Genomic DNA, 24,227 nt, shown 5'->3' with positions numbered 1-24,227 from the left:
TTTACTTACCTTGATAAAATTCATTAAACCACTTCACAAACTCAGCGACACCTTCTTTCACATCGACCTTTGGTTGATAGCCTGTCGCCTCAAACAATGCTTTGGTGTCGGCATAGGTTTGGTATACATCGCCCGGTTGCATTGGCATGAAGTTCTTTTTCGCTTCAATGCCTAGTGATTCTTCAAGGGCTTTAATGTAATCCATTAATTGCACAGGCTGGCCGTTACCAATGTTATACACTTTATAAGGGGCTGAGCTGGTTGCTGGCGAGCCTTCTTCTACGGTCCACTCGTTGTTTTGCTCTGGGATCACATTTTGAATACGTATGATGCCTTCAACAATGTCGTCGATGTAGGTGAAATCTCGGCTCATGTCGCCATTATTGTAGATATCAATGGTTTCACCTTTGACGATTTTATGGGTGAATTTTAGTAGTGCCATATCTGGTCGGCCCCATGGACCATACACAGTGAAGAAACGCAAACCGGTGGTTGGAATGTTATAAAGATGAGAATAGGTGTGCGCCATTAATTCGTTGGATTTTTTAGTCGCAGCATATAAAGAGATCGGGTGGTCGACTGAATCATCGGTGCTAAATGGGACTTTTCCGTTTAATCCATACACTGAGCTTGATGAGGCATAGACAAGATGTTTCACTTTATTATGTCGGCAACCTTCTAAAATGTTGAGATGCCCAATAAGGTTACTGTCTGCATAAGCGAGTGGGTTATCTAGTGAATAACGAACGCCTGCCTGTGCCGCAAGGTGAATTACGCGGTCGAATTGTTCTTTGGCGAACAGCTCTGGAATCGCGTCACGATCTGCGATATCTAATTTGAGAAAGGTAAATAAAGGATGTTTGATGCGCTCTAATCGTGCGTGTTTCAGGCTTATGTCGTAATAATCATTAATGTTATCAACACCAATGACCTCATGGCCCATTTCGGTTAAACGTTCGACAACTGCGCTGCCAATGAACCCAGCGGCACCTGTTACTAAGTATTTCATTTTCAATGTCCAATATTTATTTTTAAATTGATAGAGCAAACCATCCCACTTCATGTTGGAATGCTTGCTAATTAATTAGGCCACGACACTCACAGCCACATAGCTAACGGCACTGTTGAGTACGTTTAGGTATGTGGTAGTAGATTCCTGCTCTCGCTTAGGCTCGTCAGGAATGACGAGGGGTGAAGCTCATCAGGTATGACGATAGGTGAAGTGAGATCTGAGAAAATTCCTACATTGTTTTAAGTAAATTCCTATATCGTTCCAACATAGAAGATGACTATAGTTTCCATTCTAATGACTGACTTAAAAGAGGAACCATGATGATTTTTTCATACACTTACTTTCAGGTTTGTCGTCTCATTAAGCACATGGAAGCGTGTGATAAAGCATCAAAGAAGATGCGCTCTGAAGATAGACATCATTCGTCGTTTTAGCACGAAACTGAAAAACCACCACCCACGCTACCGCACAGGATTTCTATCTATAAGAAGAAACCTGTGTGTTTTTACTGCGCACCTAAATGTGCTTACGGCTTATGTTTTCAATAGAAAGGTTCAGGAGGACGTTGCGAGGTATGGTGCTCATCAATCCCTGAAATCCACTCTTTATGAAAAACTGCCATTAAATAATTTTCTTTAAAAATCAGAAAATTACTAATAATCAACTTTTAAGTATCCAATACTACAAGCTTTTTATTATTTAAAAATGACAAAACCACAAATATGAGAATCCTTTCTGCATAATCAGAAATTATATCAGAAATTCTCCATATTTGAGAACGGTTATTATTAGCAAAGTTGATATTTGCTGTGTTTGTTCTCTGTTAATTCTCATCTTATTGTTGTTATTTTTCTGATATGGTTAGTTAAAGCTTAAAATTAGTACACCTTGCAAGATTCATAGTAGACGTCAAAAATTTATCTATACTGCAAGAGCTTACATTATTAATCAAAATCATTTTATATTTTCCGTTAACCAAGTTCCACCTAGCATAACGATAAAACAACTCTCGCTTCCCCCTTGCGACCAGGGCAACCGCATGAGTATCTAATTTTTCGCCACCTGACTAAAGCCAACACTTAATACTGCCTCTAACATGGCGGTATTCATCATGCATCGCTTTTGCTTACCAACAATGCTTAGCTTCGTTGGCTCTTCTCTTAGCATGTTTAAGCTCATATGACGTAGGCATGATAAGTTTTCAGCCCCATGATCTTTGTATATCTGACACGCATCTTCATTCATGGTGACATCAAGTACCCAGTGCATTGACTCTATGCCCCAATGCTCTCTAACTGCCTCCGCAGCTTGCTTTGCACTAAGCGCTTTAGAGCTGATGTAATAACGGTACTCTAGCTCGACAGATTTTCCTTTCTCAAGGCGGAAGTTTTCAACCATTACAATACTCTTCAATCCTTTCCAGCGAGAGAAGTTACCTTCAAGTTTTGTACTATCAAAAACATAGCATTGACGAGATTCTAGACGTCCGTGCCCTTGTTCAACAGTGAGATCATCAGCCACATTGGCTCGCTGAGGTGAGAACGCTTTTTCTACCGCTTGTCGGAGTTTTCCTTGGTTGCTCTTCACGGCAAGTCAGTAATCGCCACCTTGTTCTACAATGGCTTTGGCTATGTTGGTTTGACAAGCCATTGCATCAATCGTTACAAGGGTTCCATTGATATCGAGCATCTTTATCAGTTCAGGGATCGCTGTAATTTCATTGCTTTTCTGCTCTGTTTTCAGCTGTCCCAAAACGAGCTTATTTGAAGATGCATAAGCACTGATCATATGAATAGTACTCGCTCTGTCTTCACGATTGTATGAGCCACGAAGTGTTTTGCCATCAATCGCAATCACTTGACCTTCGGTAAGAGTATGTATTGACGACATCCAGTTAACGAAGCACTCATGGAACTGCTCGGGTTCAATTGTAGAAATGATACGAGCTATCGTGTCATCAACAGGAATACCATTCAAAAACAGGTCATTACGCTTAAACCAATCATGATGGCCGAGAATGTATTCACGAATATCAAACCAGCCTTTCGCGCCTGCAATCACTGCACAAAGCGAGCCAAAAAGGACTTCAAACAGGCAATACGTGACTTTTGCACCTTGGCGTTGGTCGATAATCGTTTGAAAATGTTCTTTGAAGTGGTCAATGTGCATGATGCTCTCCCTAAAAAGGGAGTATATGATCACAGCTAAATGTGATCGTCAAATTGGTCGTAATTTTGATTAAAAAACGTTCACGATCTCACCCTGCCCTTGCGACACCTAAAGATAAGGATTAGAATTGAGCTCCAATTTATTGTAAACACTCCTAAAAGATAGATATAGTGAAAAAATTACTCATAAACTCGTTTTCCTGCCACCTTATCGGCCTTTGTGTAGTTACTCTCTACCTACTTTCACTAACATCTGAGCGTTCTTTCATTCCCAATACTATCGTTAATAGTATCTGCCTCGTAAATCTGGCTTACTTATTAACGGCTATTGCTTTACCACAAATATCTAAATATGTATTTTTAGAGCGAAAATACTACATATTGCCACTCCTAGCTGTAGCTTATTCTATTATAATTGCAAGTATTGTTATGCTTCGTATTGACTACTCCCGTACATTCTTAATTCAAGGTTTTCTGGTATCTTTTGTATGGCTCTACACGACTACTTATATTAGGAAAAATGCCAAAAAACTATGTCTCTACGCAATTCCAAACTTTGATTTAGAGCCATTAAAAAAGCATAAAAATATAAACCTATTTGTAGTCGATGAAAATAGTCAATTATCTGAAATAAAACATGGCTTAGTTGTTGATTTACATCATAATATAACGGCAGAACAAGAAAAATTCATAGCTGATTGCAGTATCAATAATATTCGAGTATTTCACTCGGAGAGTATTAGAGAAATAGTTGAAGGTAAAGTACAAACTCAGCACTTATCAGAAAACTCAATTGGTACATTACAACCTAACCCTATCTATTTTCATGTTAAGCGTATATGGGAATCAATTCTGATAATTGCAAGCCTTCCAATAACACTCCCTATAATGTTTATTACAGCCATCTTAATCAAAATAGAAAATCCAGGCCCAGCAATGTTTTATCAAGAACGAGTAGGCCAAGGTGGTAAAGTGTTTAAAATTTACAAATTTAGAAGTATGACTGTTCGCCACAAGGATGCAAAATCAAAATTTGCTACAGAAGAACAAGCTAGAGTAACAAGAATCGGAAAAGTTATTCGTAAGGTTCGTATTGATGAATTACCGCAGTTTCTTAATGTATTAAAGGGTGAAATGGCTTTAATTGGCCCAAGACCGGAACAGCAAAGTTTTGTTAAACAATTTGAACAGGAAATTCCATTTTATGGATACCGTCATATGGTAAAACCAGGCATTACAGGTTGGGCACAAACTGTCCAAGGTTATACAGATGATGTTGACTCTACAAGAGAAAAACTTGCTCATGATCTTTACTATATTAAACACTTATCAATATGGCTAGATATTAATATTGTATTTAAAACTATCAAAACAATGATGACTGGATTTGGGGCAAAGTAGTACTAAATATATATAACTAAAATTATTTTTGTGATTTTATTAGTCCTAAAATGGCATAATGTGAAAAGTAATAAATAGATTGTATAACTCCTAGTTTAGCTACATTCCTATAGAATCGCCATTGCCACTTCAATATTTCAAATTTATTTTGAGTCATACCGGAATCAATTCTATATTTAGCAAGAACATCTGGTAGTCCAGCAACTTGATCCGTTTTTTTTAATATACTTAACCACAATCCAAAGTCCTGCCTCTTTCGTATCAGTGGCATATAACATTTACCTAAATTTTTGGTGTCATAAATCGCTGTTAAACAACCGATAATATTACTCTTTAATAACTGATTATAATTTGTTGTTGGAGGCGGTATTATTATCCCTAAATCGCCACCATCACTACTAAACTTTTGATAACCACTATATGATAAGTCAAGTTCATTTTTTATCATAAATGAAATCTGATTTTGAAGCTTTTCAGGTAACCAAAGATCATCAGAATCTAAAAAAGCTATATAACGCCCTTTAGAATGAAAAATAGAATTATTTCTAGCTGCACCAGCTCCTTGATTTTTATCTAAGTAGAAAATACGAACTCTATGATCTATTTTTTCTATTTTTTCCAACTCTTCTTTAAATTCAGGTTCAGAATTATCATCAGTGATGACCCATTCCCAATTCGTATAACTTTGTCCTAAAATACTATTATATGTATCAAATATATATTGAGAATTATAGGAAGGGGTAATAATAGAAACTAAATCACTCAAAATGGTACCTTTAGCATATTTATATTTAAATTCTTTTTAACGTAATAAGATGATAATAAATTAATAGCAGCCGTTGAAATTGCAACACACCAAGCGGCTCCTATCACTCCAAACATTGGAATTAAAATAAAACCAAGCAACACTGATAACGCTAACCCGATAAACATACTTTTCCGCAAATAAGCTACAAAGCCAGTCATACTTAAAACAAGCCCAACATTACCCGTAAATATATTAACTATTTGTCCTAAAGCTAAAATCCTTAGCACATTATAATACTCTTTATATTTAGAACCAAAAATTGACATAATTTCTTGTGGGAAAATTAAAATTATACATATTAAAGGAAAACATATAACAATCATAATTTGAGAAGAATTTTTTAGAATTTTTTTCAATTTTATTATATCTTTATTTTTATAACTAATTGCAACTTCAGAAGATATAACTTTATTTATAGCTAATAATACAATGCTAATACATGTTATAATTCTCAATGAAACAGCCAAAAATGAAACCTCATAGCTATTATCAAAAAAACCCATCATAAGAATTGCATTTTGTGAGAACATTTGAAATAAAATCTGAACGATAAACATATTAAACAATTCATAATCTTTAATAAATTTAAAATTCAAACTCTCTTTAAAGGACGGTCTAACGCTATAAAAAAACATCAATATAGATATCAATAGAGAAACTATTGCTGATATGAAATATATTTTTGAAACCATATCAAAATTAACATCAGAAATAAAAAAAGTAGCGGTACAAAAAATAAAGGGTAGAATGCCAGAAATAAATATAGATTGATAACTAAATTTTTTAGCTTGAAAAAACCCAGATATTAATGCAATTAAAGATATTGGAACAAAAGAAAATATTATATAGAATACATTAATATTTTCAATCGAAATAAACCCTCCAATATATATAAAATAAAAAATAATACAAGAGCATATAGAAAACATTGAAACGAGAGAAATACAAGAAAAAAAGAACCCACTAAACTGTAATTTTTCAGTATAAACAGAAGAACCATTTTTTATAATATAGTCAGTTAGACCTATTGTAAAAAAAACCAATACAATAGATTGTAATGATAAAAAGAGGAAAAAAATGGATGAATCACTAACACTCAGCTTACTAGAGATTACATAAGTCAATAAAAATGATAAAAATGATACTAAAACTCGTATTCCAATAGCTAAAATTGATTTAATTCTCATATGATTTTATTATGCCATTTATAATCAGATCTATTTTTTCATCAGATATAGATACCTTTTCACATAATTTTATTAGTTCATCAAGATCAAGTTTAACTAGTAATTCTTTCTTAATAGCTCCAGCATACTCTCGCTCTATCCCGGAATAAAAATCTTTAAACTTAAATGCTCCTCCTCGAATCGAGTCTGACAAGATAATATGACGACATGGAATATCATAACTTATAGATGCAATTAAACCATGTAAAGATGTCGATAAGATAAAATCACACTGCAATAGCTCATCAATAAACTCTTCGATATCAGATTGTATATCTAAAATTTTCACACCATCGACTTCTTTAACTTTAGTAATCCAATCATCTGCTTTATCTACGTAATGAGGGATAACTCCTAATACATACTTCTTTTCTATCTCTAGTTTGTAGTATTTACGTATGCATAGCCCAGGATCACCTAGAATATAACTTGAAATCGTTGGATTTTTATCTCTTAATTTACTAAGACTTAAGACTCCTCTTACATTAACACTATCTTTATTAATAATTGACGGATTAGAATTTTCTGAAATAAAACCTGAACCAAAAATAATACTATTTTTATTAGCTCGATTCAGGATACTTCCTAGACCAAGAAGGTGTTTTTTACTAAATAGAGGGTAGTATAATACTTTCACATTAAATATTCGCTCTATTAAGTAAACATTAAGATCATCCCCCCAATTCTTCGGGCCTTTATGATATTTAACCCTAATAAAACTTTTATTATTATATTTAAAACTAGATAATTCAAAAAAATAAATAGCAGATTCAAAAATAAATTTTCTTGTTAAAAACAAAGCTGATTTGAAATATTTAAATATCAACATTAGGCACCCACTATATCTATGTATACACTTTTCATTAATTCTTCTTCTTTTTTCCAATTATTATTTTTAATAAATTCATATCCGATATCACCTCTAGCTATTACTTCATCCTTCTGATTTAATACGATATCGACTATTAATTCTGACAGCAATCTGGATTGGTTTGGTTTAAGAAACCATCCACAGTCAATTCCATGTAATTTTTTTTTCCAATCATCAAAATCACTAGCTATAAATGGTTTTTTAAACATCATATATTCATACATTTTATTTGGATCGGTGTATTTGTGATCACCAACATCATGTATATAGATCATACCTAAATCTGATTCACAAACCTTTTCAAAAGCTTCTGATTGAGGTAAGTAAGATAAATAATCAACATATTGCCATCCTTTTTCCAGCTCAAGTTTTGCCATAAATTTAGGTTCAATATTTCCTATCAACCAAAACCTTACATCAATACCCTCTTTTTCATTGCATAACTCTAAAGCTTGAATAATATTCAAAATCCCTCTAGATTCATTAATTAAGCCCAAATATACTAGACGAAATTCTTTATTTAATTCCGATTTAGTATTAAGCTCAACTTCAGATAGTATAGGAAGATTACCTAAAAGGGATGTCTTTTTAGATAAACGTTTTAGCATTCTCTCTTGAGTAACGAAAGTATGATTAGAACAATGAGAAGCTAATTTTTCAGTACTAGAAATTATTAATGCTATAACTTTTCTTAAAGGTTTTGGAATCCATTCTTTGAATAAAATTCTTAATGAAAAATCTTCATGTGTATCATAAATAACTTTCTTTCCCAATAATCTTAAAATAAAAACTGTCATTAGTGTATCAGGATTATGACAATGATAAATATCAGCATTTTCTTTCAAGCACTGGATGAAAAGAAAAGGCGTAAGTAACATTCTTGTCAATTTATTTTTATTACAGACTAAAGATGATTTCAATCTAATCCCATATTTAATCTCTTCTTTTTCACACTTACAAATTTGAGTAACATCAAATCCCATTTTATAAAGAGTGATTGCTTGTTTTTTGAAAACCCTTATATCACTCCAAATATGGATCGGCGCTAAAATACAAACTTTCATACATCATCCTAAAATACTATTATAAACATATTCATTTGAAGGAAAAAATATCACTTTTAACACAAATGGAAATATTAAATATAATAAAGAAATAAAAAAAACATATATTTTATTGACAGATAAAATACTATTTAAAACATAATAAATAGGGAAACAATTAAAAACTACCCAATAGGAGCCCACTCTTGTCATCATCCCAACAGAAGAATAAGATAAAAAACACCAATATAGACAACAGGCTAAAAAAGAGAATTTTAAAATTATTGTATCAACATGACCTTTTTTATATTCTTTACTATAGATAAAAAGAAAGATAACAATAAATGGAAAATAATATAGCTTAGGAATTAAGCTTAATACTGACCAACCTTTCATGAGTTCAGAGTCTAGATAATGTAAATACTGTGGTAGAACCGCTCCCAATACATATGGGACGAAAAAAGACACAAAAAAACCAAAAAAAACAAACGATATAATAAAAGCAAAAACACAACGTTTGGGTGTCACTTTAATAAACTTAATAAGAAGAAAAGATATATTTAAAATAAAAGAAGAATGCATAAGTTGCCCCAGAATAAAGTATCCTCCCGCTTTTAATTTTTTATCTGTAACTACATAAAAAATTGAAATCATCAGAGCATAAATAGCTGAGTACTGCCTTATTCCATTCATTTGGTTCTGATAAATACCAGAGCAAATAAAAAAAACAAATAAAAATAACCATACTTTTATTCTGTTTTTATTTAAATTATTAAGAAAAATATAAAAAAGTAAAGAAAATAAAATTGAGTAAGCAACAAAAATAAACTGCCCTCCCAAATCAACCTCATTAACAAACCGTAATATATATGAAAAAATAAACTCCAACTTTCTATCATAATAAATCACATCTGAAGGTCTTTGATACATTTCCAAATAATTAAAATAATCTGTTCCCACTCCATACTGGAGAGCTGGAAATAAAAAATAGAAGAAAAGGAATGGCAAAGAAAATATAAAAAAACTTCCTTTCCCAACAAGCTTATAACTAGATTCTAAAAAATAGAAATAGGAAACAGAAAATACAGAAAAAAATAAATAAATCATAATTTAAAATTCATACTATTTAAACTATTCATACATATTTCCTCATTAAAAAACAGAATATTCATTAATCTATATTTTTACCAATAATAACTAAACGAGAAAAAACAATAATGAGCCCTATCATACTACCTAAAAATAAGCCTAAAATGATAATCAAAATTCTTTTAGGCTTATCCTTTGAAACCATTCTCTCTGGTTGATCTAAATAACGATAAGCGGAAAACTTCACATTTTTATCAATAGGCAATTGTTCAATTTGCCCTAACTTAGAGCTCAACTGTTCTAATCTCGGTTCAATAACACTTAAATTTTTAAGTTTAGAAAGCGCCGCTACCTTAGCTTTAATTGCATCCGCCCCGAGATTAATGGGAAAGATTTCCTTATCACCAAAATTTTGTAAGGGTTTAGTTACTCCAGCTGCTTGTGCAATATTTAGTGCATACTTACTGCGTTCTTTTTCTACCAGTAAACGTTGGGCAGCCTGCTTAGTTAACATAATTGATTGCTGCTTTAACTCATTTCCTTTAGAAGCAATCGTAGAAGATAAATTATTTAATGCTTTTCGATTCACTTGTGCATCAACAAAGGCAATATAATTTGTAAGTATATCAAAGCTTTCTTGTGAAGTTTCTGCACTTGCAGTAATCACATAAGCACCATCGATTCTTTTCGCATCTTCAGGTTTTATTGAAAGTAGTTTATACCAATCGTTATACAGTCTTCGTAGTGCATCTTCATCTTCTGGGTTATCAAGTTGTGCTTTCACTCTTTTAAACGTAGCGGAGGTTCCTAAAAATGCTTTTTTATTACTCGATGAGTTAAATTCGTCGATGAATAAATAATATAAATTTTTACTATTTTTTAAATCATCAAGCGCTTTACTAACAAGAACTGTGCCGTCTTCTTGATAAACATCAAAAATAGGCTGAAACTGAACTACTTGGTTTTGGTATTCGCTGTAATCACTCACTTGAGGTTGCGCTATTTTTGCCGTCGATGACCATTGTTCTTTTGCCATTAATGCATACACAACTGCCAGCGCAGTACAGATAAAAGTACACGCGATAATAATCCATTTCCCTTTCCATAGCGCAGTAAACAACTCGCGTAGATCGATTTCATCATCTTGTGGTTGAGGGTAGTAATATTGAGGTGGCATTTGCGGATGCAACTGCGCTTGATGCGATGGCGATTGTGGTTGGCTCACATAAACTCCTGAAGTTAGACACGCTACCGCCCTAAGGTTGAACGCATCCTCAAGGCGTAATTCTCAAAAAAGAAGTAAAAAAATTAGTGCCAATTCTACCACTAACCCCCTACTTGCGCGAGCTTAGGTAGGACAATTCCTAGTCAATATGTCATTCTTATTTGTGACACACAGACCATAATTACCACGAATAAAAGTTAACTTGCTCGAAAACGAAACCTTTCCATCTGAATCATTCACATAAAATCCTTATCATTCATTTAAAATCACAGGTTCAAAACGATTAATAAGGTTTTATTATGGGCACTAGCAAGTATCGGTTACACCATAAATATGATTACTTCCTTCTCCATCATGGTGGTAAAAATACGGTTACTGGATCGTGTCATGAACTGCGTATTAACGGCTCTGGTATTTTAATCGATTGTGGCTTATTTCAAGGGAATGACACCAGATCTGATTCTGCCTCAGATCTCAATATCGAATTTGATATCAGCCATATTGAGGCCTTACTCGTCACTCATACCCATATTGATCATATTGGTCGCCTGCCTTGGTTACTCGCGGCGGGATTTGATAAACCGATTTATTGCACCAAAGCAACCGCTGTGCTTATACCATTAATGTTAGATGATGGTTTAAAGCTTCAATTGGGGCTAAATAGCAAACAGCGTAAGTTAATTTTAGACAAGATTGAAAGAATGATCGTGTCGGTGGATTATCATCAATTGAAAAACATTGAGGGAAGACAAGTTCCTAGTTCCTTGTCCCTAGATGAAGAGCACAAGAGCAAAGAAGCGCACTCGGTACAATTTTGTTTCAAACCTGCTGGGCATATTCTGGGTTCGGCTTATATCGAAATCACATTGCCAAATGGTGAGGTGATTGTTTTTTCAGGTGACTTAGGGCCAAGCAATACACCGCTGTTACCCGATCCTATTTCACCAAAACGAGCAGATTATTTAGTGATTGAAACTACTTATGGTAACAAGCACCATGAGGATGTAAGTACTCGCTCACTAAGGCTAGAAAAAATCGTGAAAAAGTCTCTACAAGATGGTGGTGTGATTTTAATTCCCGCCTTTAGTGTGGGGCGTACGCAAGAGATTTTGTTTGATATAGAACGGCTCATTGAACATAGCATTCAGACAGAAACCACAGCCGATGATTTTTGGCAGAAACTGCCGATTATTTTAGATTCTCCACTTGCCTTAAACGTCACTAAAGAATACGAACGTTTTAAGCAACTATGGAACGACGAATGTATTGGAGCGGATCAAAATATTGATAGGCACCCATTATCATTTGAACAGTTGATTACCATAGATAGCCATAAAGAGCATCAAAGATTAGTCAACCGATTAGCTTCAACAAATGAGCCGGCGATTGTGGTTGCTGCGAGTGGTATGTGTAATGGCGGTCGTATTATGAATTACTTACAAGCTTTATTACCCGATAAACGTACTGATGTGATTTTGGCGGGCTATCAAGCACAAGGAACGCTCGGCCGAGAACTACAAAATGGGCAAAATAATGTCAGAATTGATAATGAACAAGTGAAAGTAAATGCTCACATTCATACTATGTCTGGCTATTCTGCCCATGCTGATCAAGATGATTTAATCACTTTCATTCAAGGTATTCCGACACCGCCGAAAACGATTTTTTTGATTCATAGCGAGCCTAAAACCAAGCAAAAATTTAAAGATCAACTTCAAAAACTTAACACATTACAAGGCTGCCTTATTGAAAGTTAACAGAGAAATAACGCTAGGCATTGAGATGTTTTCGCGCTAAGTCTTTCTTCTGATATACTTCAAAAATCTCAGTTTTAATTTCTCTAGGAAGTAAATATGATTATCGTTACTGGCGGCGCTGGCATGATTGGCAGCAACATTGTTAAAGCGTTAAATGAAGCTGGTCATAAAGACATTTTAGTTGTCGATGATTTAACGGATGGTCATAAATTTAAAAATCTAGTCGATTTAGACATTACCGATTACATGGATCGTGATGATTTCTTAACTCAAATCATGGCTGGTGATGATTTCGGTCCAATTGATACCATTTTCCATGAAGGTGCTTGTTCTGCCACTACCGAATGGGATGGTAAATACATGATGCTCAATAACTACGAATATTCTAAAGAGCTTTTGCACTATTCCATTGAACGCCAAATTCCTTTCCTTTATGCCTCTTCAGCGGCCACTTATGGCGCGCAAGGCGATAGTTTTATCGAAGAGCCTGAATACGAAGGCGCACTAAACGTTTACGGTTATTCAAAGCAACAATTTGATAACTACGTACGTCGCTTGTGGGCAGATGCCAAAGAGCATGGTGAAGAGCTTTCGCAAATTACCGGTTTCCGTTACTTCAATGTTTATGGCCCACGAGAGCAACACAAAGGCAGTATGGCTTCTGTTGCTTTCCACTTAAATAATCAATTACTTGCTAGTGAAAACGCCAAGTTATTTGAAGGTAGCGACGAGTTTAAACGTGATTTCATTTATGTTGGTGATGTTTGCAAAGTGAACTTATGGTTTATGGAATCGGGAGTTTCAGGTATTTTCAACTGCGGCACTGGTAAGGCTGAACCTTTCAGAGCAGTTGCAGAAGCGGTTGTAAACCATCATGGCAAAGGCACCATTGAAAGCATCCCATTCCCTGAGCATTTAAAAGGTGCTTACCAAGAATACACTCAAGCCAATTTAGATAAGCTTCGCGCAGCAGGTTGCGATGTGAAATTTAAAACCGTAGCCCAAGGTGTCACTGAATATTTAGCTGAAATTAATCAATAATTAACTTTCGCGTTCATGCTCACTTCCTTCAATAAATGAACGCTTTTATTTTCTTTTTTATATTGAGCCTTATGCAGTCATATATACAGCAGTACATTCAAAAACTTCTCACCTTGCTTATTTATCTGCCTTTCATTTGGCTCGGCACAGGTCTTTGCCTGCTTGATGAAGGCCGCTCGATTATGACGAAAGTGCTTGTCGTGGCAATTGTGGCATTATTGATCAAATATCGACAATCTAGCTGGTCATTAAAAAGTAAACCTAAACAACAACGCTATACTTGCCTAGCCATGTTGATTTTTGCTCTCTACTTATTTGGTTTACAGCTCTATCATGGAGCAGATGAAGGCCTGATACGGGTTGTATTATTAACATCTGCTTACTTTTATCTCTTTCCTCTTGAGCGCTTTGATAAAAATTGGTTAATAGGAGCACTGATTGCCAATGGTTTCCTCTTGGCGATATTTATCTACCACTATGAATTTACACTACATGCACAACGCTTGGTGGGAATGGAACCAAACCGTGTCGGACCTTTGAATGCAATTCCCTTTGCAACCTATTGTTTATTAGCGGCAATAAGCCAATGCTACCACGCTCTTATTCATAAACACTGGGTCATTAAATGTTTATTAATAGTTTCCGCTGTTGTATCAACATCCGCTATTTTTTTTACTGAATCGAGAGGGGTATTTTTAGCATTAATCAGTGTTTTCATTCTGTATTTCATTCATTTTTTATATAAAAAATCCAAATCAACTATTTTTAAAACCATCCCGATGATCATCATCTTACTAGGAGGTATGGCAGTTCTCCAAAAAAATGAAATTCAATCAAGATATGATCAAACATTATCCGAAATTCAACAATTACAGAATAACAATATGGGCACATCGATAGGACTTAGATTCCAGTTTTGGATTAGTGGCGCTCATACTATTATGGACTACCCCATATTAGGCATTGGTAATGACCATTTTCGTTCTGAATTTAAAAAGCATTATGAACAAGGATTAATCACCCAAGTAGCTTATCAATACAACACCATGCATTACCACAATCAATATATTGACATGGCAGTTAAAAATGGGCTTATTGGCCTACTATTATTTTTATCCATAGCCTGGTGTATTTATCAAGGAAGCCAAATATCATTGCCTAAATATTTATTATTGGGGTTATTTATAGCTAGCTTAACCGATGTGCCTTTCGCTCATTTAGCGCTTGGTTATTTTGCATTATTATTATTATTATTTTCCATGGCTATTCCACCTTCCCAAGAAGATAATAACGATATCAATCGTTCATAAACCACAGTTTCCGAGAACCTATGAATTACCTCATCATATTCATTCCTGTGATGAGGTTTTTCTTCTAACATTTGATCAATGGTGTTCGCAATTTTTTCTGGGCAATAAGAGTCGACTAAACCTTTTTCAAATCCATTCGTCATTATTTCATTTGGCCCTGATGGGCAATCGGTACTGACAACGGTGGTTTGGCAAGTCAAAGCTTCAATGATGACGGTAGGTAAACCTTCATGATCAGAGGTTAGTAATAACATCCTCGCATTGTGAATGTAAGGGAACGGATTTTTAACAAAAGGATGGAATTGAACTCTATCTTGTAAATTTAATTCTTGAGTGAGACACCGAAGAAAAGGTTCCTCCTCCCCTTCTCCCATGATAACTAACTTTATTGATTTATCTTTAATGAAAGAAAACGCTCTTAATAATCGATCCACTCGTTTTTGGATACTCAGTCGACCTACAAAGATAATATATTGATCCGCAATAGGACGAATCGACTCTTGAGCTTGTTTTTTAATGAATTCGATATCGAACGGATTATATAGGGTGTTGATTGATAATGCTTTTGCATTGACCTCATTAGCCATAAAATGGTGAATACTGTCAGAAACACATAGTACATGTTTATTCTTTAATAATTTTCTTTGTTTATATCGATACCGCCACTTTCTGGCGATGGATTTTTTTCCATAAGTATATTCATCAGAGTTATGAATGTATTGAATACACTTTCGATCATCAAACCTAGAAATGACTTTTGAAGTTTCACCATGAGAAGCTATCAACCAATCAAATGAAGAATAATGCTGCTGGTACCATTGGCGAAAAATACTGAGATACTCTTTTTTTAAATTTTTAGCACTCTGATTAGCAAAGAGCGATGTCACCTGAATATTCGTTGGTACTTCAAGGTGTTGATCATCAAATAACGTTAGAATTTCGATTTCATGCCCGTGTTGAGCTAAAATTTTCGCCAACCTCACCGTCACGACTTGAACACCTTCTATTTTTAAGTCGCGAATAAAAAACTTAATGCGCATGGGTTATCTCATGTATTCTTTCATAATTGTCAGTTAGGCTTAGTGTTAGCTTAACATAAGATGGCGGTTTAGGATTGTCTAAAGTCATGCACTACCTTACAATTTCAAGTAAAGCGATCAATACCAACACAATCAATAGAATATACATCTATTTTAACCACATTCTCTAGGTCTATTTTATGACTCAACAGCGCGACGATTTTGATGAATATGCATACAATCCCAAATTTCAGTGGGGATTTTTAGCGCCTAAATATTGGGGCACTTGGATTGCGGTTTTCTTTGCATGCTTGGCAAGTTTTTTACCTAAAAGTATTAAGCAATCACTGGCTCAATCGCTCGCGAAGTTAGCGGTAAAGCCAAAATCTGGTGCGGGAAAGCGTGCTCGTGTCAATTTATCTATGTGCTTTCCAGGCAAAGCTGAATCCGAACGTGAAACCATGTTATATAACATGTACGTAACCGCCATCATGTTTATGATGAGTTTCGCTTCAACCAGTTTACGTAATAAACAATGGCTTGAAAAAAACACTACTATTCGTGGATTCGAACATGTCGAAGCGATCTTAGCTCAAGATGAAAGAGTCATTTTATTGGTTCCGCATACTTGGGCTATCGACATTCCTGCTATTTTACTCGCATCGCGCGGGCTTCCTGTTTCGGCGATGGCAAAAAGCCAAAAAAACCTGGTCGCAGATTGGCTGATGCACAAACAACGGGTTCAATACGGTGGCCGTGTATATGATCGCAGTGTTGGCATTAAACCTTTTATTAAGTCAGTTCGAAAAGATGGTTACTTAGGTTATTACCTGCCAGATGAAGATCTTGGTCGTGATCACAGCGTCTTTGTCGACTTTTTTTCGACCCAAAAAGCGACCATTTCAGGGCTAGGTCGCTTGGCAAAATTAAGTAAGGCAAAAATTGTTCCTCTATTCGCTATGTATAACAGTGAAACGGGTCAATATGAGCTAGATTTTTATCCCGCACTTCCCTTTCCTACCGGTGATGAACATCAAGATGCACGTATGATGAATGAGTGTATTGAAGAATATGTCACTCAAAAACCAGATCAATATATGTGGATTTTACGTTTATTAAAGACGCGTCCAGATAGCCATCAAAATCCTTATAAGCAACGCTAAGTGATCGTTTTTTACATTTTGATTTAAGTAGATTAAATATGAATATCTTAATTTTTAGTTCTTATATGGATGCTTGGAATAGTGTTCGTCCTGAAGCAGAAATGTTCATCGAAATGGTCAAGTTGGGCCATAATGTAACGGTAGTCACACAAGGCAAAGCAGAGTATGTTCCTAGATTCATAGATAATGGCATTAAAATTATTGACTGCTACCCAAGTAAGAAAATTTGCTGCGATACGATTAAAACCTTACGAGCAGAACTCAAATCGACTCAATACGATATTGTGTATGCCATGAATTCCAAAACGATTCCCAACGCCGCTTTTGCTTGTATTGGTTTTAAGAAAACAAAGATGGTGACTTATAGAGGAACCGTAGGAGGGCTATATCGTCATGATCCTAGCGCCTATTTAACTCATTTACACCCAAGAGTGGATGGCATTAGCTGCGTCGCTCAAGCAGTAACGGATGATGTTAAAAAGCATGTATGGGGAAATAAGGATAAAGTCACCACCATCTATAAAGGACACGATTTAACATGGTATCAGACCTCACCTTTAGATCGTGATCAGCTCAATATCCCAAAGGATGCTGTCATTGTCACTTGTATCGCCAATGCGAGAGCAAGCAAAGGGGTACATATTTTACTCGCAAGTGCAAAAATGCTTTCCCATATTGAAAACCTACATATTGTGTTAGTCGGCAGAGACATGGACACACAAGAAAATCTCGCTCTAGCTCAAAAGAGTGGAATGAAAGAGCGGATTCACTTTTTAGGCTACCGAACAGATGTCCCTGAAATTTTAGCCAGCAGTGATATACAAATTCAGCCTTCTGTTAGTGGTGAAGGCCTTCCTAAAACGATTATAGAAGCCATGGCGATGGCCATTCCCTCGATTGTCACCACAACGGGGGGCAGTAAAGAATTGATCGTCGATGGCGAATCTGGATTTGTAGTCCCAGTTAATGATACTCAAGCCATTGCTGAAAAAGTCCAACGCCTATGTGACAATAAAGCATTACGGCTATCAATGGGGAAACGGGCTCAGGAACAGTTAGTGACACACTTTTCGGTCCAGCAAACGGCCCAAAACCACATAGAGTTCTTCCGTAGTTTAATGGAGCGATAACAGTGATTAAAGCCTTAAAAAATCAGGTTAGACGCATCCGAGAAAAACGAAAGTCTTGGAAATTAGCCCGTTATATTAAACGTTATGATCACGCTCCTTCTAATGAAGATAAATTACAATGGGAAGATATTCACTCCATTGCATTATTACGCTGGGATAACAAACTGGGTGATGCGATTATGTGTGGTGCATTCTTATCAGCCATGCGGCAGCATAGACCGGATATAAAAATCACGATCATTACCCAAACCTTCTGTGCGGACTGGTTTAAAAAAATCTTCCCAGAATGTGACATTATTTTATGTGGTGGAAGAAGCGTAAAAAATGCCGAAAGTTTTGCGCAATACAGAGGTCAGTTTGATGCTTTAGTTGATCTAGGTACTTACTTTAGCTTCAAGGAGTTAGCCGCGATCTATCATTTAGGTGCACCCTTTAACATTGGCTACGACAAAGAAAAACACCCAATTTTCACCCACAATGTGCCATTAGAATTTATTCATTTTAAGCAGCGTTATTTACAAGCCGCGCAACTGTTTATCTCAGAAATTCTAGATAACGATATCGATTTACCAGTTTTGAACTTTGCACATGTAGAAACATTTGCTTTATCGGAACATCATAATCATGTCGCGATTAATCTCTTTGGCGCCAGTAAATATCGACAATTTAATCCCCCTTATTCTTTAAACTTTTTAAACGCTTGGTTGAATGAATTCCCCAACGACCATCTTCACCTTATTCCCGTACCAGGCAAAATTGAAGCATTAGAAAGTCTTATTTTGGATCTAAACAATCCAAGAGTTTCTTTGGCATCGAAAGTACCATCATTGGAACTGACACTTCGTTTATTAAGCCAAGTTGATCTTTGCTTTACGACAGATACCTCAGTTGTACATATGGCCAGCGCATTAAATACGCCGACTTTAGCTGTTTTTGGTGATAACACTCAAAACATTGCAGAGTGGTGCCCTATCGCCAAGCACACAGAAATTATCCTTAACCCAAAACCAAATACCGAATATCACCGAGTATTTGTGCATGAGTTTGATTGGAATGATTTTACAACCAAGCGAAAAAGCCTGATAAAATCATAAAAGAATACCCCCTTATATAATTGAGATAATCATGAGAATTCTGGTCATTGGCCCATCTTGGGTGGGCGATATGGTGATGTCACAATCACTCTACATTACGCTAAAGCAACAACATCCTGAAGCATTGATCGATGTCCTTGCTCCTGCTTGGTGTAAGCCAATTTTAGAGCGTATGCCAGAAGTTCATCAAGCGATTGAGATGCCTCTTGGTCATGGTGATTTTAATTTACTCGGCCGTAGAGCCTTAGGCAAAGAACTAAAACAACAAGATTATACTCATGCTTTCATTCTACCTAATTCGGCCAAGTCGGCCTTGATCCCTTGGTTTGCTAGAATCCCAGTCAGAACGGGTTGGAAAGGTGAGATGCGTTATGGTCTGCTTAACGATTTACGACCAAATAAAAAAGCCTTTCAATATATGATAGAGCGCTATGTTGCCCTCGCACATCCAAAAGAAAACATGATTGATTCGTCTTCCTTAGCTGGTCTTGAAAATCTTCCAAAACCAAATCTGCATATTGATAACTTTACTCAGAGTCACACGATTGAGAAATTTACCATTAATCAGGATCGCGTCATCATCGGCTTATGTCCTGGTGCCGAATTCGGCCCTGCAAAACAATGGCCGGTTGAACACTATGCCTTTGTTGCAAATGAAATGATTTCTCAGGGAAAACAAATATGGCTGTTTGGCTCACCAAAAGATCAACCCACCACCGAAGCCATTAAATATGCAGTCGCCCCAGAAAATCAAAATCACGTTTTCGATTTAGCCGGAAAAACCAGTTTAATAGAAGCTGTGGATTTACTTGGGGCATGTGAAACTGTTATTAGTAATGATTCCGGCTTAATGCATGTGGCGGCTGCCGTAGGATGCCAAGTGATTGGTGTATATGGGTCGACATCACCGAAGTACACGCCACCATTAGCGAAAAAAGTAGCGATTGTTCATACCGACATAGATTGTCGTCCTTGCTTTAAACGCGAGTGCCCATTAGGGCATTTAAAGTGCTTGAAAGATCTCACACCTCAGCAAGTGCTGACCGCTTATCAATCCTTATAAGGGGCTATTGTGATTCGCTATTTCTACACTTTTTTTCTTACTTTAGTTTCACCCATTTTATTATTTGGTTTGTATAAGAAAAAACCGGGAAAACCGACTTTCGGCTCCCGCTGGAAAGAGCATTTTGGTCACACGCCACCTTTGCATGATCAAACCGCTTCTCCTATCTGGATACATACCGTATCGGTAGGCGAGACGATCGCAGCAACCCCCTTTATTCGCGCGCTTCATCAACAATATCCGAAGACTCCCATCATCATTACCACAACAACGAGCACCGGGGCTCAACAAGCTAAAAAACTCGCAGGCATTGCGGAACATAGGTATATGCCACTGGACTTTCCTTTTGCGATCAAAGGTTTTTTAGGTAGCATACGTCCGAAAGTCATGCTCATTATGGAAACCGAGCTTTGGCCAAACACCCTACATCATGTGGCAAAAACTGGTATTCCTATTACGGTAATTAATGCTCGATTGTCGGAACGCTCTGCTAAAAAATACAAAAAATTCCAACGTATTTTTGATCTACTCGCCAAAAATTTATCTTTGATTCTTTGTCAGCACCAAGACGATGCCGATCGATTTATTCAACTAGGCGTCGTTAAAGATAATGTAAAAGTAACCGGCAGTTTAAAGTTTGATATTCAAGTCCCAGATGAAATACATCAATCAGGCACTTTACTCAGAGAAACGTTAGGGGAAAAAAGACCAATTTGGATAGCGGCCAGCACCCATGAAGGTGAAGATAAGCAGGTACTGAATGCTCACCGTGCAGTATTAAAGCAACACCCTAATGCGCTATTGATTATCGTTCCTCGTCATCCAGAACGTTTTAATGATGTTTATCAACTTTGCATTTCTGAAGATTTTTGTACCCAGCGTCGTACCGATAAGAATAATCAATCCCAACAAACTCAAGTCTATTTAGCCGATACCATGGGTGAAATGATGCTATTACTTCGCGCAAGTGATGTGTGTTTTATGGGGGGGAGTTTACTTGGCGATAAAGTGGGAGGGCATAATTTATTAGAACCTGCCGCGCTTGGTATTCCAACCTTAATCGGCCCTAGTTTTTATAACTTTCATGATATAGCCAACCAACTCATCGCGTGTGGAGCAACGTCCATAATTGAAAACTCTGATCAATTAAGTCAGCATATTATTCAAATATTTAGTGACCCTCAAAAAGCGGTGATTCAATCTAAAATCGCCATGGCGTTTGTCCAAAAAAATACAGGTGCGACCGTAAAAAGTCTTTCTGAAATACAAAAACTCATTGTATAGATTATGAGTTCTCCGTTTTTATCAGTGAACGAACATTGTTCACACCGGTCACCAAACTGAAAGGTGGTACATCTTTTGTTACAATTGCGTTTGCGGCAATCACACAACTTTCGCCAACCACAATGCCCCCAATAATAACGGCACCTGCGCACAAAGTAACATTTTTACAAACCTTTGGCATAGCATCGGAACGAGACGAATAATCTGAAGGTCGTTCTGCAGCCCCCAATGTCACATTTTGAAAAATTCTTACATTCTCTTCCAAAACAACATTATTGCCGATAACAATCCCTACTGTATGAATAAAGTTGGTGCTAACAGGTATTGTTGCCCCTCTTTTTATTTCACAACTATACAAACGATGAATTCTAATCTCTTGGTTTTTAGCAAAAAAATCCCAGCCTTTAGTAAATAACCAATTCATAAGCTGAACATCATGTCTCAGCTTTCGATTTAACCCCGCTCGAGAACGGCTTTTTATATAAGTATATATAATCATTATAAATTCTTATTATATCCTGACAGGAGCATTTCCCAATCTCTATGTTCACCCCATTTAATAGACACTTTTCTTTTTTCTTTATAAAAAGAGCGCAATAATCGATCTAAGTTCGATTTTTTCCAGCCCACCTGATTGATTTCCATCTCAGATCTCTCTCTATAACATTTATCAAAATCAATCAGCCAAACCTTATTGTCTCTGTCTAATAAAATATTATGAATATTAAGATCGGTATGATTTACATTGGCATCATGTAATTGTCTAATTTGCACGCCTATCGATTGATAAACCTCAGGTTCTAAGGTTCGACTTTGTAGAATAGTCACAAGATCTTGAGCACCTTCAATTTTTTGAGTCAAAATATCGGCTTGATAACACAACGTTCGCTTAACGGCGCGAGCAGCAATTGGCTTGGGTACATTCACGCCAGCTTTCACTAAATGCTGTAAGAGCTGAAATTCTTCAAAACTTCGAGTTTTATGCCACTGAATAAACCAATAATGGTCTTTGATCAACTTACCAAATAACCCACCGCGCTTATAATGTCGAAGTGCCGCAGGTAAAATATCCGTCTGTACAAACCAAGTAGTTCCACGCCCTTCAGCTGAACCTAAAACTTTATTTTGAGCATGCCAATAATCAGGGTCAAAAGCCTGCTCAACGCAATGATCAATTAAGGTTTCATCAAACCAAATAACGTGCTTATATGATTTCAAAGTTTTCATAAGCATAGAATAGCGAGAAATGTGGTTTGTGTCTCCTCTATCCATGAAAACCATAAGGAAAGTAGAAGGAAATACGATGATGCAAAAAGTATAATCAACTCCCCTCAACAAAACAGACACCATATTGTTACTTTGAACAAAAATCCAACCGATTCAAACTCATTCTGCAACATACTCACTCTAGCCACCCCTTAGGTATTCACCTATAATCAATTCAACTTTCAACAACATGATACCTTTATGCCTTTATTTACCTCTGCACCTAAATCATTGTGTTTTCTGCGTTTATCTGCCATTGGTGATGTGTGTCATGCGGTTGCTGCCGTACAAGCAGTACAAAGACATTGGCCTGAAACCAAAATAACCTGGATCATAGGGAAGGTTGAAGCACAGTTATTGGAAGGCTTAGCCGGTATCGAGTTCATCATCTTTGATAAAAAAGCGGGTTACTCAGGAATGAAAGTAATTTGGCAGCAAGTGAAACACCAACAATTTGATGCCTTAATTCATATGCAATTGGCGTTACGAGCCAGTATTTTAACGCTTGGTATCCCCGCAAAATTTAAAGTCGGATTCAATAAACAACGTGCTAAAGAAGCCCAATGGCTATTCACTAATAAACGCATTGATGATGTCCAGTCTCAACATGTTTTAGATAGTTTCCTATCCTTTATTGAGTATTTAGGCGTACCTAAAGACCAACCAAACTGGCATATACCTATTGCAACACAAGAGAAAGAGTGGCTCGATGCTTTAAAGCTTTCTGATCAAAGAATTGTCGCTATCTGTCCCGCCGCAAGTAAAGATGAACGAAATTGGTTAACTGATCGCTATGCTCAATTTGCTGATTACGTAATAGATAAGGGTTATCAGGTTGTACTTTGTGGCTCTCCCAGTGAGAGAGAGATCCAACTCGGTAACAATATTCGCCAAATGATGACGCACCGAGCGACAAACTTAATCGGAAAGACGAGCCTCAAGCAGCTATTAGCCATATTAAATAAAGCGGACATCGTTATTGCTCCAGATTCAGGCCCTGCTCACATGGCGACCACACAGGGTACACCCGTTATAGGATTATATGCCCACAGTAATCCTAAACGTACCGGCCCTTATTTAAACCAAGATTCTATCGTCAGCGTTTATGAGGATTGCATTTTAAAACAATTCGGTAAACCTATTTCAGAACTGCCTTGGAGTACAAGAGCAAAAGGCTCTGATCTAATGAAGGAAATAAGCTTAGAATCCGTTATTCAACAATTCGATATACTTTCTTCAAAGGCATCTCATTGAGGT

At 36.3% G+C, this 24,227-nt stretch carries 20 protein-coding genes and 1 pseudogene; 10 read left to right on the top strand and 11 right to left on the bottom strand.

Going from position 1 to position 24,227, the window contains the following annotated elements; translation table 11 throughout:
- Position 1 precedes the first annotated feature (1 nt).
- Together VCASEI_RS01345 and VCASEI_RS01340 are read right to left on the bottom strand one after the other, a co-directional pair.
- Positions 2 to 1,009, bottom strand: a complete 1,008-nt coding sequence (locus VCASEI_RS01345) for an NAD-dependent epimerase (RefSeq protein ID WP_089110544.1) — start codon at positions 1,007 to 1,009, stop codon at positions 2 to 4.
- 1,050 nt (positions 1,010 to 2,059) lie between these two features.
- Positions 2,060 to 3,181 (bottom strand): annotated as a pseudogene (locus tag VCASEI_RS01340) (ISAs1 family transposase).
- A gap of 170 nt (positions 3,182 to 3,351) precedes the next feature.
- Here VCASEI_RS01340 and VCASEI_RS01335 point away from each other — a divergent pair.
- The gene (locus tag VCASEI_RS01335) at positions 3,352 to 4,581 is read left to right on the top strand and encodes a sugar transferase (protein WP_197709574.1); all 1,230 of its coding nucleotides are present in this window, start codon (positions 3,352 to 3,354) and stop codon (positions 4,579 to 4,581) included.
- Positions 4,582 to 4,603: 22 nt separating this feature from the next.
- On the opposite strand, the gene VCASEI_RS01330 is transcribed toward VCASEI_RS01335, so the two are convergent.
- From VCASEI_RS01330 to VCASEI_RS01305, 6 genes are all read right to left on the bottom strand, one after another.
- Positions 4,604 to 5,347, bottom strand: coding sequence for a glycosyltransferase family 2 protein (locus VCASEI_RS01330; RefSeq protein ID WP_089110523.1), 744 nt, complete (start codon positions 5,345 to 5,347; stop codon positions 4,604 to 4,606).
- Complete coding sequence (locus VCASEI_RS01325; protein WP_089110522.1) at positions 5,344 to 6,576, bottom strand: MATE family efflux transporter; 1,233 nt, start codon at positions 6,574 to 6,576, stop codon at positions 5,344 to 5,346. The genes VCASEI_RS01330 and VCASEI_RS01325 overlap by 4 nt, the downstream gene beginning before the upstream one ends.
- On the bottom strand, positions 6,566 to 7,444 hold the full coding sequence (locus VCASEI_RS01320; RefSeq protein ID WP_089110521.1) for a polysaccharide pyruvyl transferase family protein: 879 nt from the start codon (positions 7,442 to 7,444) through the stop codon (positions 6,566 to 6,568). The genes VCASEI_RS01325 and VCASEI_RS01320 overlap by 11 nt, the downstream gene beginning before the upstream one ends.
- A complete protein-coding gene (locus VCASEI_RS01315) occupies positions 7,444 to 8,550 on the bottom strand; it encodes a glycosyltransferase (RefSeq protein WP_089110520.1) in 1,107 nt (368 codons plus the stop codon). Before VCASEI_RS01315 ends, VCASEI_RS01320 begins: the two co-directional genes overlap by 1 nt.
- A gap of 3 nt (positions 8,551 to 8,553) precedes the next feature.
- On the bottom strand, positions 8,554 to 9,636 hold the full coding sequence (locus VCASEI_RS01310; protein ID WP_089110519.1) for an EpsG family protein: 1,083 nt from the start codon (positions 9,634 to 9,636) through the stop codon (positions 8,554 to 8,556).
- Between the two features lie 64 nt (positions 9,637 to 9,700).
- Positions 9,701 to 10,843 (bottom strand): LPS O-antigen chain length determinant protein WzzB, encoded by a 1,143-nt coding sequence (locus tag VCASEI_RS01305; RefSeq protein WP_238321377.1) that lies wholly within the window; start codon positions 10,841 to 10,843, stop codon positions 9,701 to 9,703.
- Between the two features lie 299 nt (positions 10,844 to 11,142).
- Between VCASEI_RS01305 and VCASEI_RS01300 the strand changes: the two genes are divergently transcribed.
- The 3 genes from VCASEI_RS01300 to VCASEI_RS01290 all read left to right on the top strand — a co-directional run bounded on the left by VCASEI_RS01300 (position 11,143) and on the right by VCASEI_RS01290 (position 14,951).
- Entirely contained in the window at positions 11,143 to 12,600 is a 1,458-nt protein-coding gene (locus tag VCASEI_RS01300) for an MBL fold metallo-hydrolase RNA specificity domain-containing protein (RefSeq protein WP_089110518.1), read from the top strand.
- Positions 12,601 to 12,696: 96 nt separating this feature from the next.
- Positions 12,697 to 13,641: an ADP-glyceromanno-heptose 6-epimerase gene (gene rfaD, locus VCASEI_RS01295; RefSeq protein WP_089110517.1), complete on the top strand. Its 945-nt coding sequence runs from the start codon at positions 12,697 to 12,699 to the stop codon at positions 13,639 to 13,641.
- Positions 13,642 to 13,823: 182 nt separating this feature from the next.
- Complete coding sequence (locus VCASEI_RS01290; protein ID WP_162620999.1) at positions 13,824 to 14,951, top strand: O-antigen ligase family protein; 1,128 nt, start codon at positions 13,824 to 13,826, stop codon at positions 14,949 to 14,951.
- Here VCASEI_RS01290 and VCASEI_RS01285 read toward each other — a convergent pair.
- Positions 14,870 to 15,991: a glycosyltransferase gene (locus VCASEI_RS01285; RefSeq protein WP_089110515.1), complete on the bottom strand. Its 1,122-nt coding sequence runs from the start codon at positions 15,989 to 15,991 to the stop codon at positions 14,870 to 14,872. The genes VCASEI_RS01290 and VCASEI_RS01285 overlap by 82 nt on opposite strands.
- A 179-nt stretch (positions 15,992 to 16,170) precedes the next feature.
- Between VCASEI_RS01285 and lpxM the strand changes: the two genes are divergently transcribed.
- From lpxM to waaA, 5 genes are read left to right on the top strand one after another with little or no spacing between them, the layout of a single operon-like run.
- Complete coding sequence (lpxM, locus tag VCASEI_RS01280) at positions 16,171 to 17,133, top strand: lauroyl-Kdo(2)-lipid IV(A) myristoyltransferase (RefSeq protein WP_089110514.1); 963 nt, start codon at positions 16,171 to 16,173, stop codon at positions 17,131 to 17,133.
- A 38-nt stretch (positions 17,134 to 17,171) separates the two neighbouring features.
- Positions 17,172 to 18,263 carry a glycosyltransferase family 4 protein gene (locus VCASEI_RS01275; RefSeq protein ID WP_089110513.1) on the top strand — a complete coding sequence of 364 codons (1,092 nt, stop codon included), beginning with the start codon at positions 17,172 to 17,174 and terminating at the stop codon, positions 18,261 to 18,263.
- Positions 18,264 to 18,265: 2 nt separating this feature from the next.
- Positions 18,266 to 19,357: a glycosyltransferase family 9 protein gene (locus VCASEI_RS01270; RefSeq protein WP_089110512.1), complete on the top strand. Its 1,092-nt coding sequence runs from the start codon at positions 18,266 to 18,268 to the stop codon at positions 19,355 to 19,357.
- A gap of 31 nt (positions 19,358 to 19,388) precedes the next feature.
- Entirely contained in the window at positions 19,389 to 20,420 is a 1,032-nt protein-coding gene (gene waaF / locus VCASEI_RS01265; RefSeq protein ID WP_089110511.1) for a lipopolysaccharide heptosyltransferase II, read from the top strand.
- A 6-nt stretch (positions 20,421 to 20,426) separates the two neighbouring features.
- Positions 20,427 to 21,704, top strand: a complete 1,278-nt coding sequence (waaA, locus tag VCASEI_RS01260; RefSeq protein WP_089110510.1) for a lipid IV(A) 3-deoxy-D-manno-octulosonic acid transferase — start codon at positions 20,427 to 20,429, stop codon at positions 21,702 to 21,704.
- A 1-nt stretch (position 21,705) separates the two neighbouring features.
- On the opposite strand, the gene VCASEI_RS01255 is transcribed toward waaA, so the two are convergent.
- The gene (locus VCASEI_RS01255) at positions 21,706 to 22,203 is read right to left on the bottom strand and encodes a serine O-acetyltransferase (RefSeq protein WP_089110509.1); all 498 of its coding nucleotides are present in this window, start codon (positions 22,201 to 22,203) and stop codon (positions 21,706 to 21,708) included.
- Positions 22,203 to 22,931 (bottom strand): 3-deoxy-D-manno-octulosonic acid kinase, encoded by a 729-nt coding sequence (locus VCASEI_RS01250; RefSeq protein WP_086962443.1) that lies wholly within the window; start codon positions 22,929 to 22,931, stop codon positions 22,203 to 22,205. Before VCASEI_RS01250 ends, VCASEI_RS01255 begins: the two co-directional genes overlap by 1 nt.
- Before the next feature lie 240 nt (positions 22,932 to 23,171).
- Here VCASEI_RS01250 and VCASEI_RS01245 point away from each other — a divergent pair, with 240 nt between their 5' ends.
- Positions 23,172 to 24,224, top strand: a complete 1,053-nt coding sequence (locus VCASEI_RS01245; RefSeq protein ID WP_086962201.1) for a glycosyltransferase family 9 protein — start codon at positions 23,172 to 23,174, stop codon at positions 24,222 to 24,224.
- Positions 24,225 to 24,227 lie beyond the last annotated feature (3 nt).

The organism is Vibrio casei (genome assembly GCF_002218025.2).
GTDB lineage: Bacteria > Pseudomonadota > Gammaproteobacteria > Enterobacterales > Vibrionaceae > Vibrio > Vibrio casei.
Note: the sequence above shows the minus strand (reverse complement) of the source record. Positions and strands in the feature narration are given on the sequence as shown.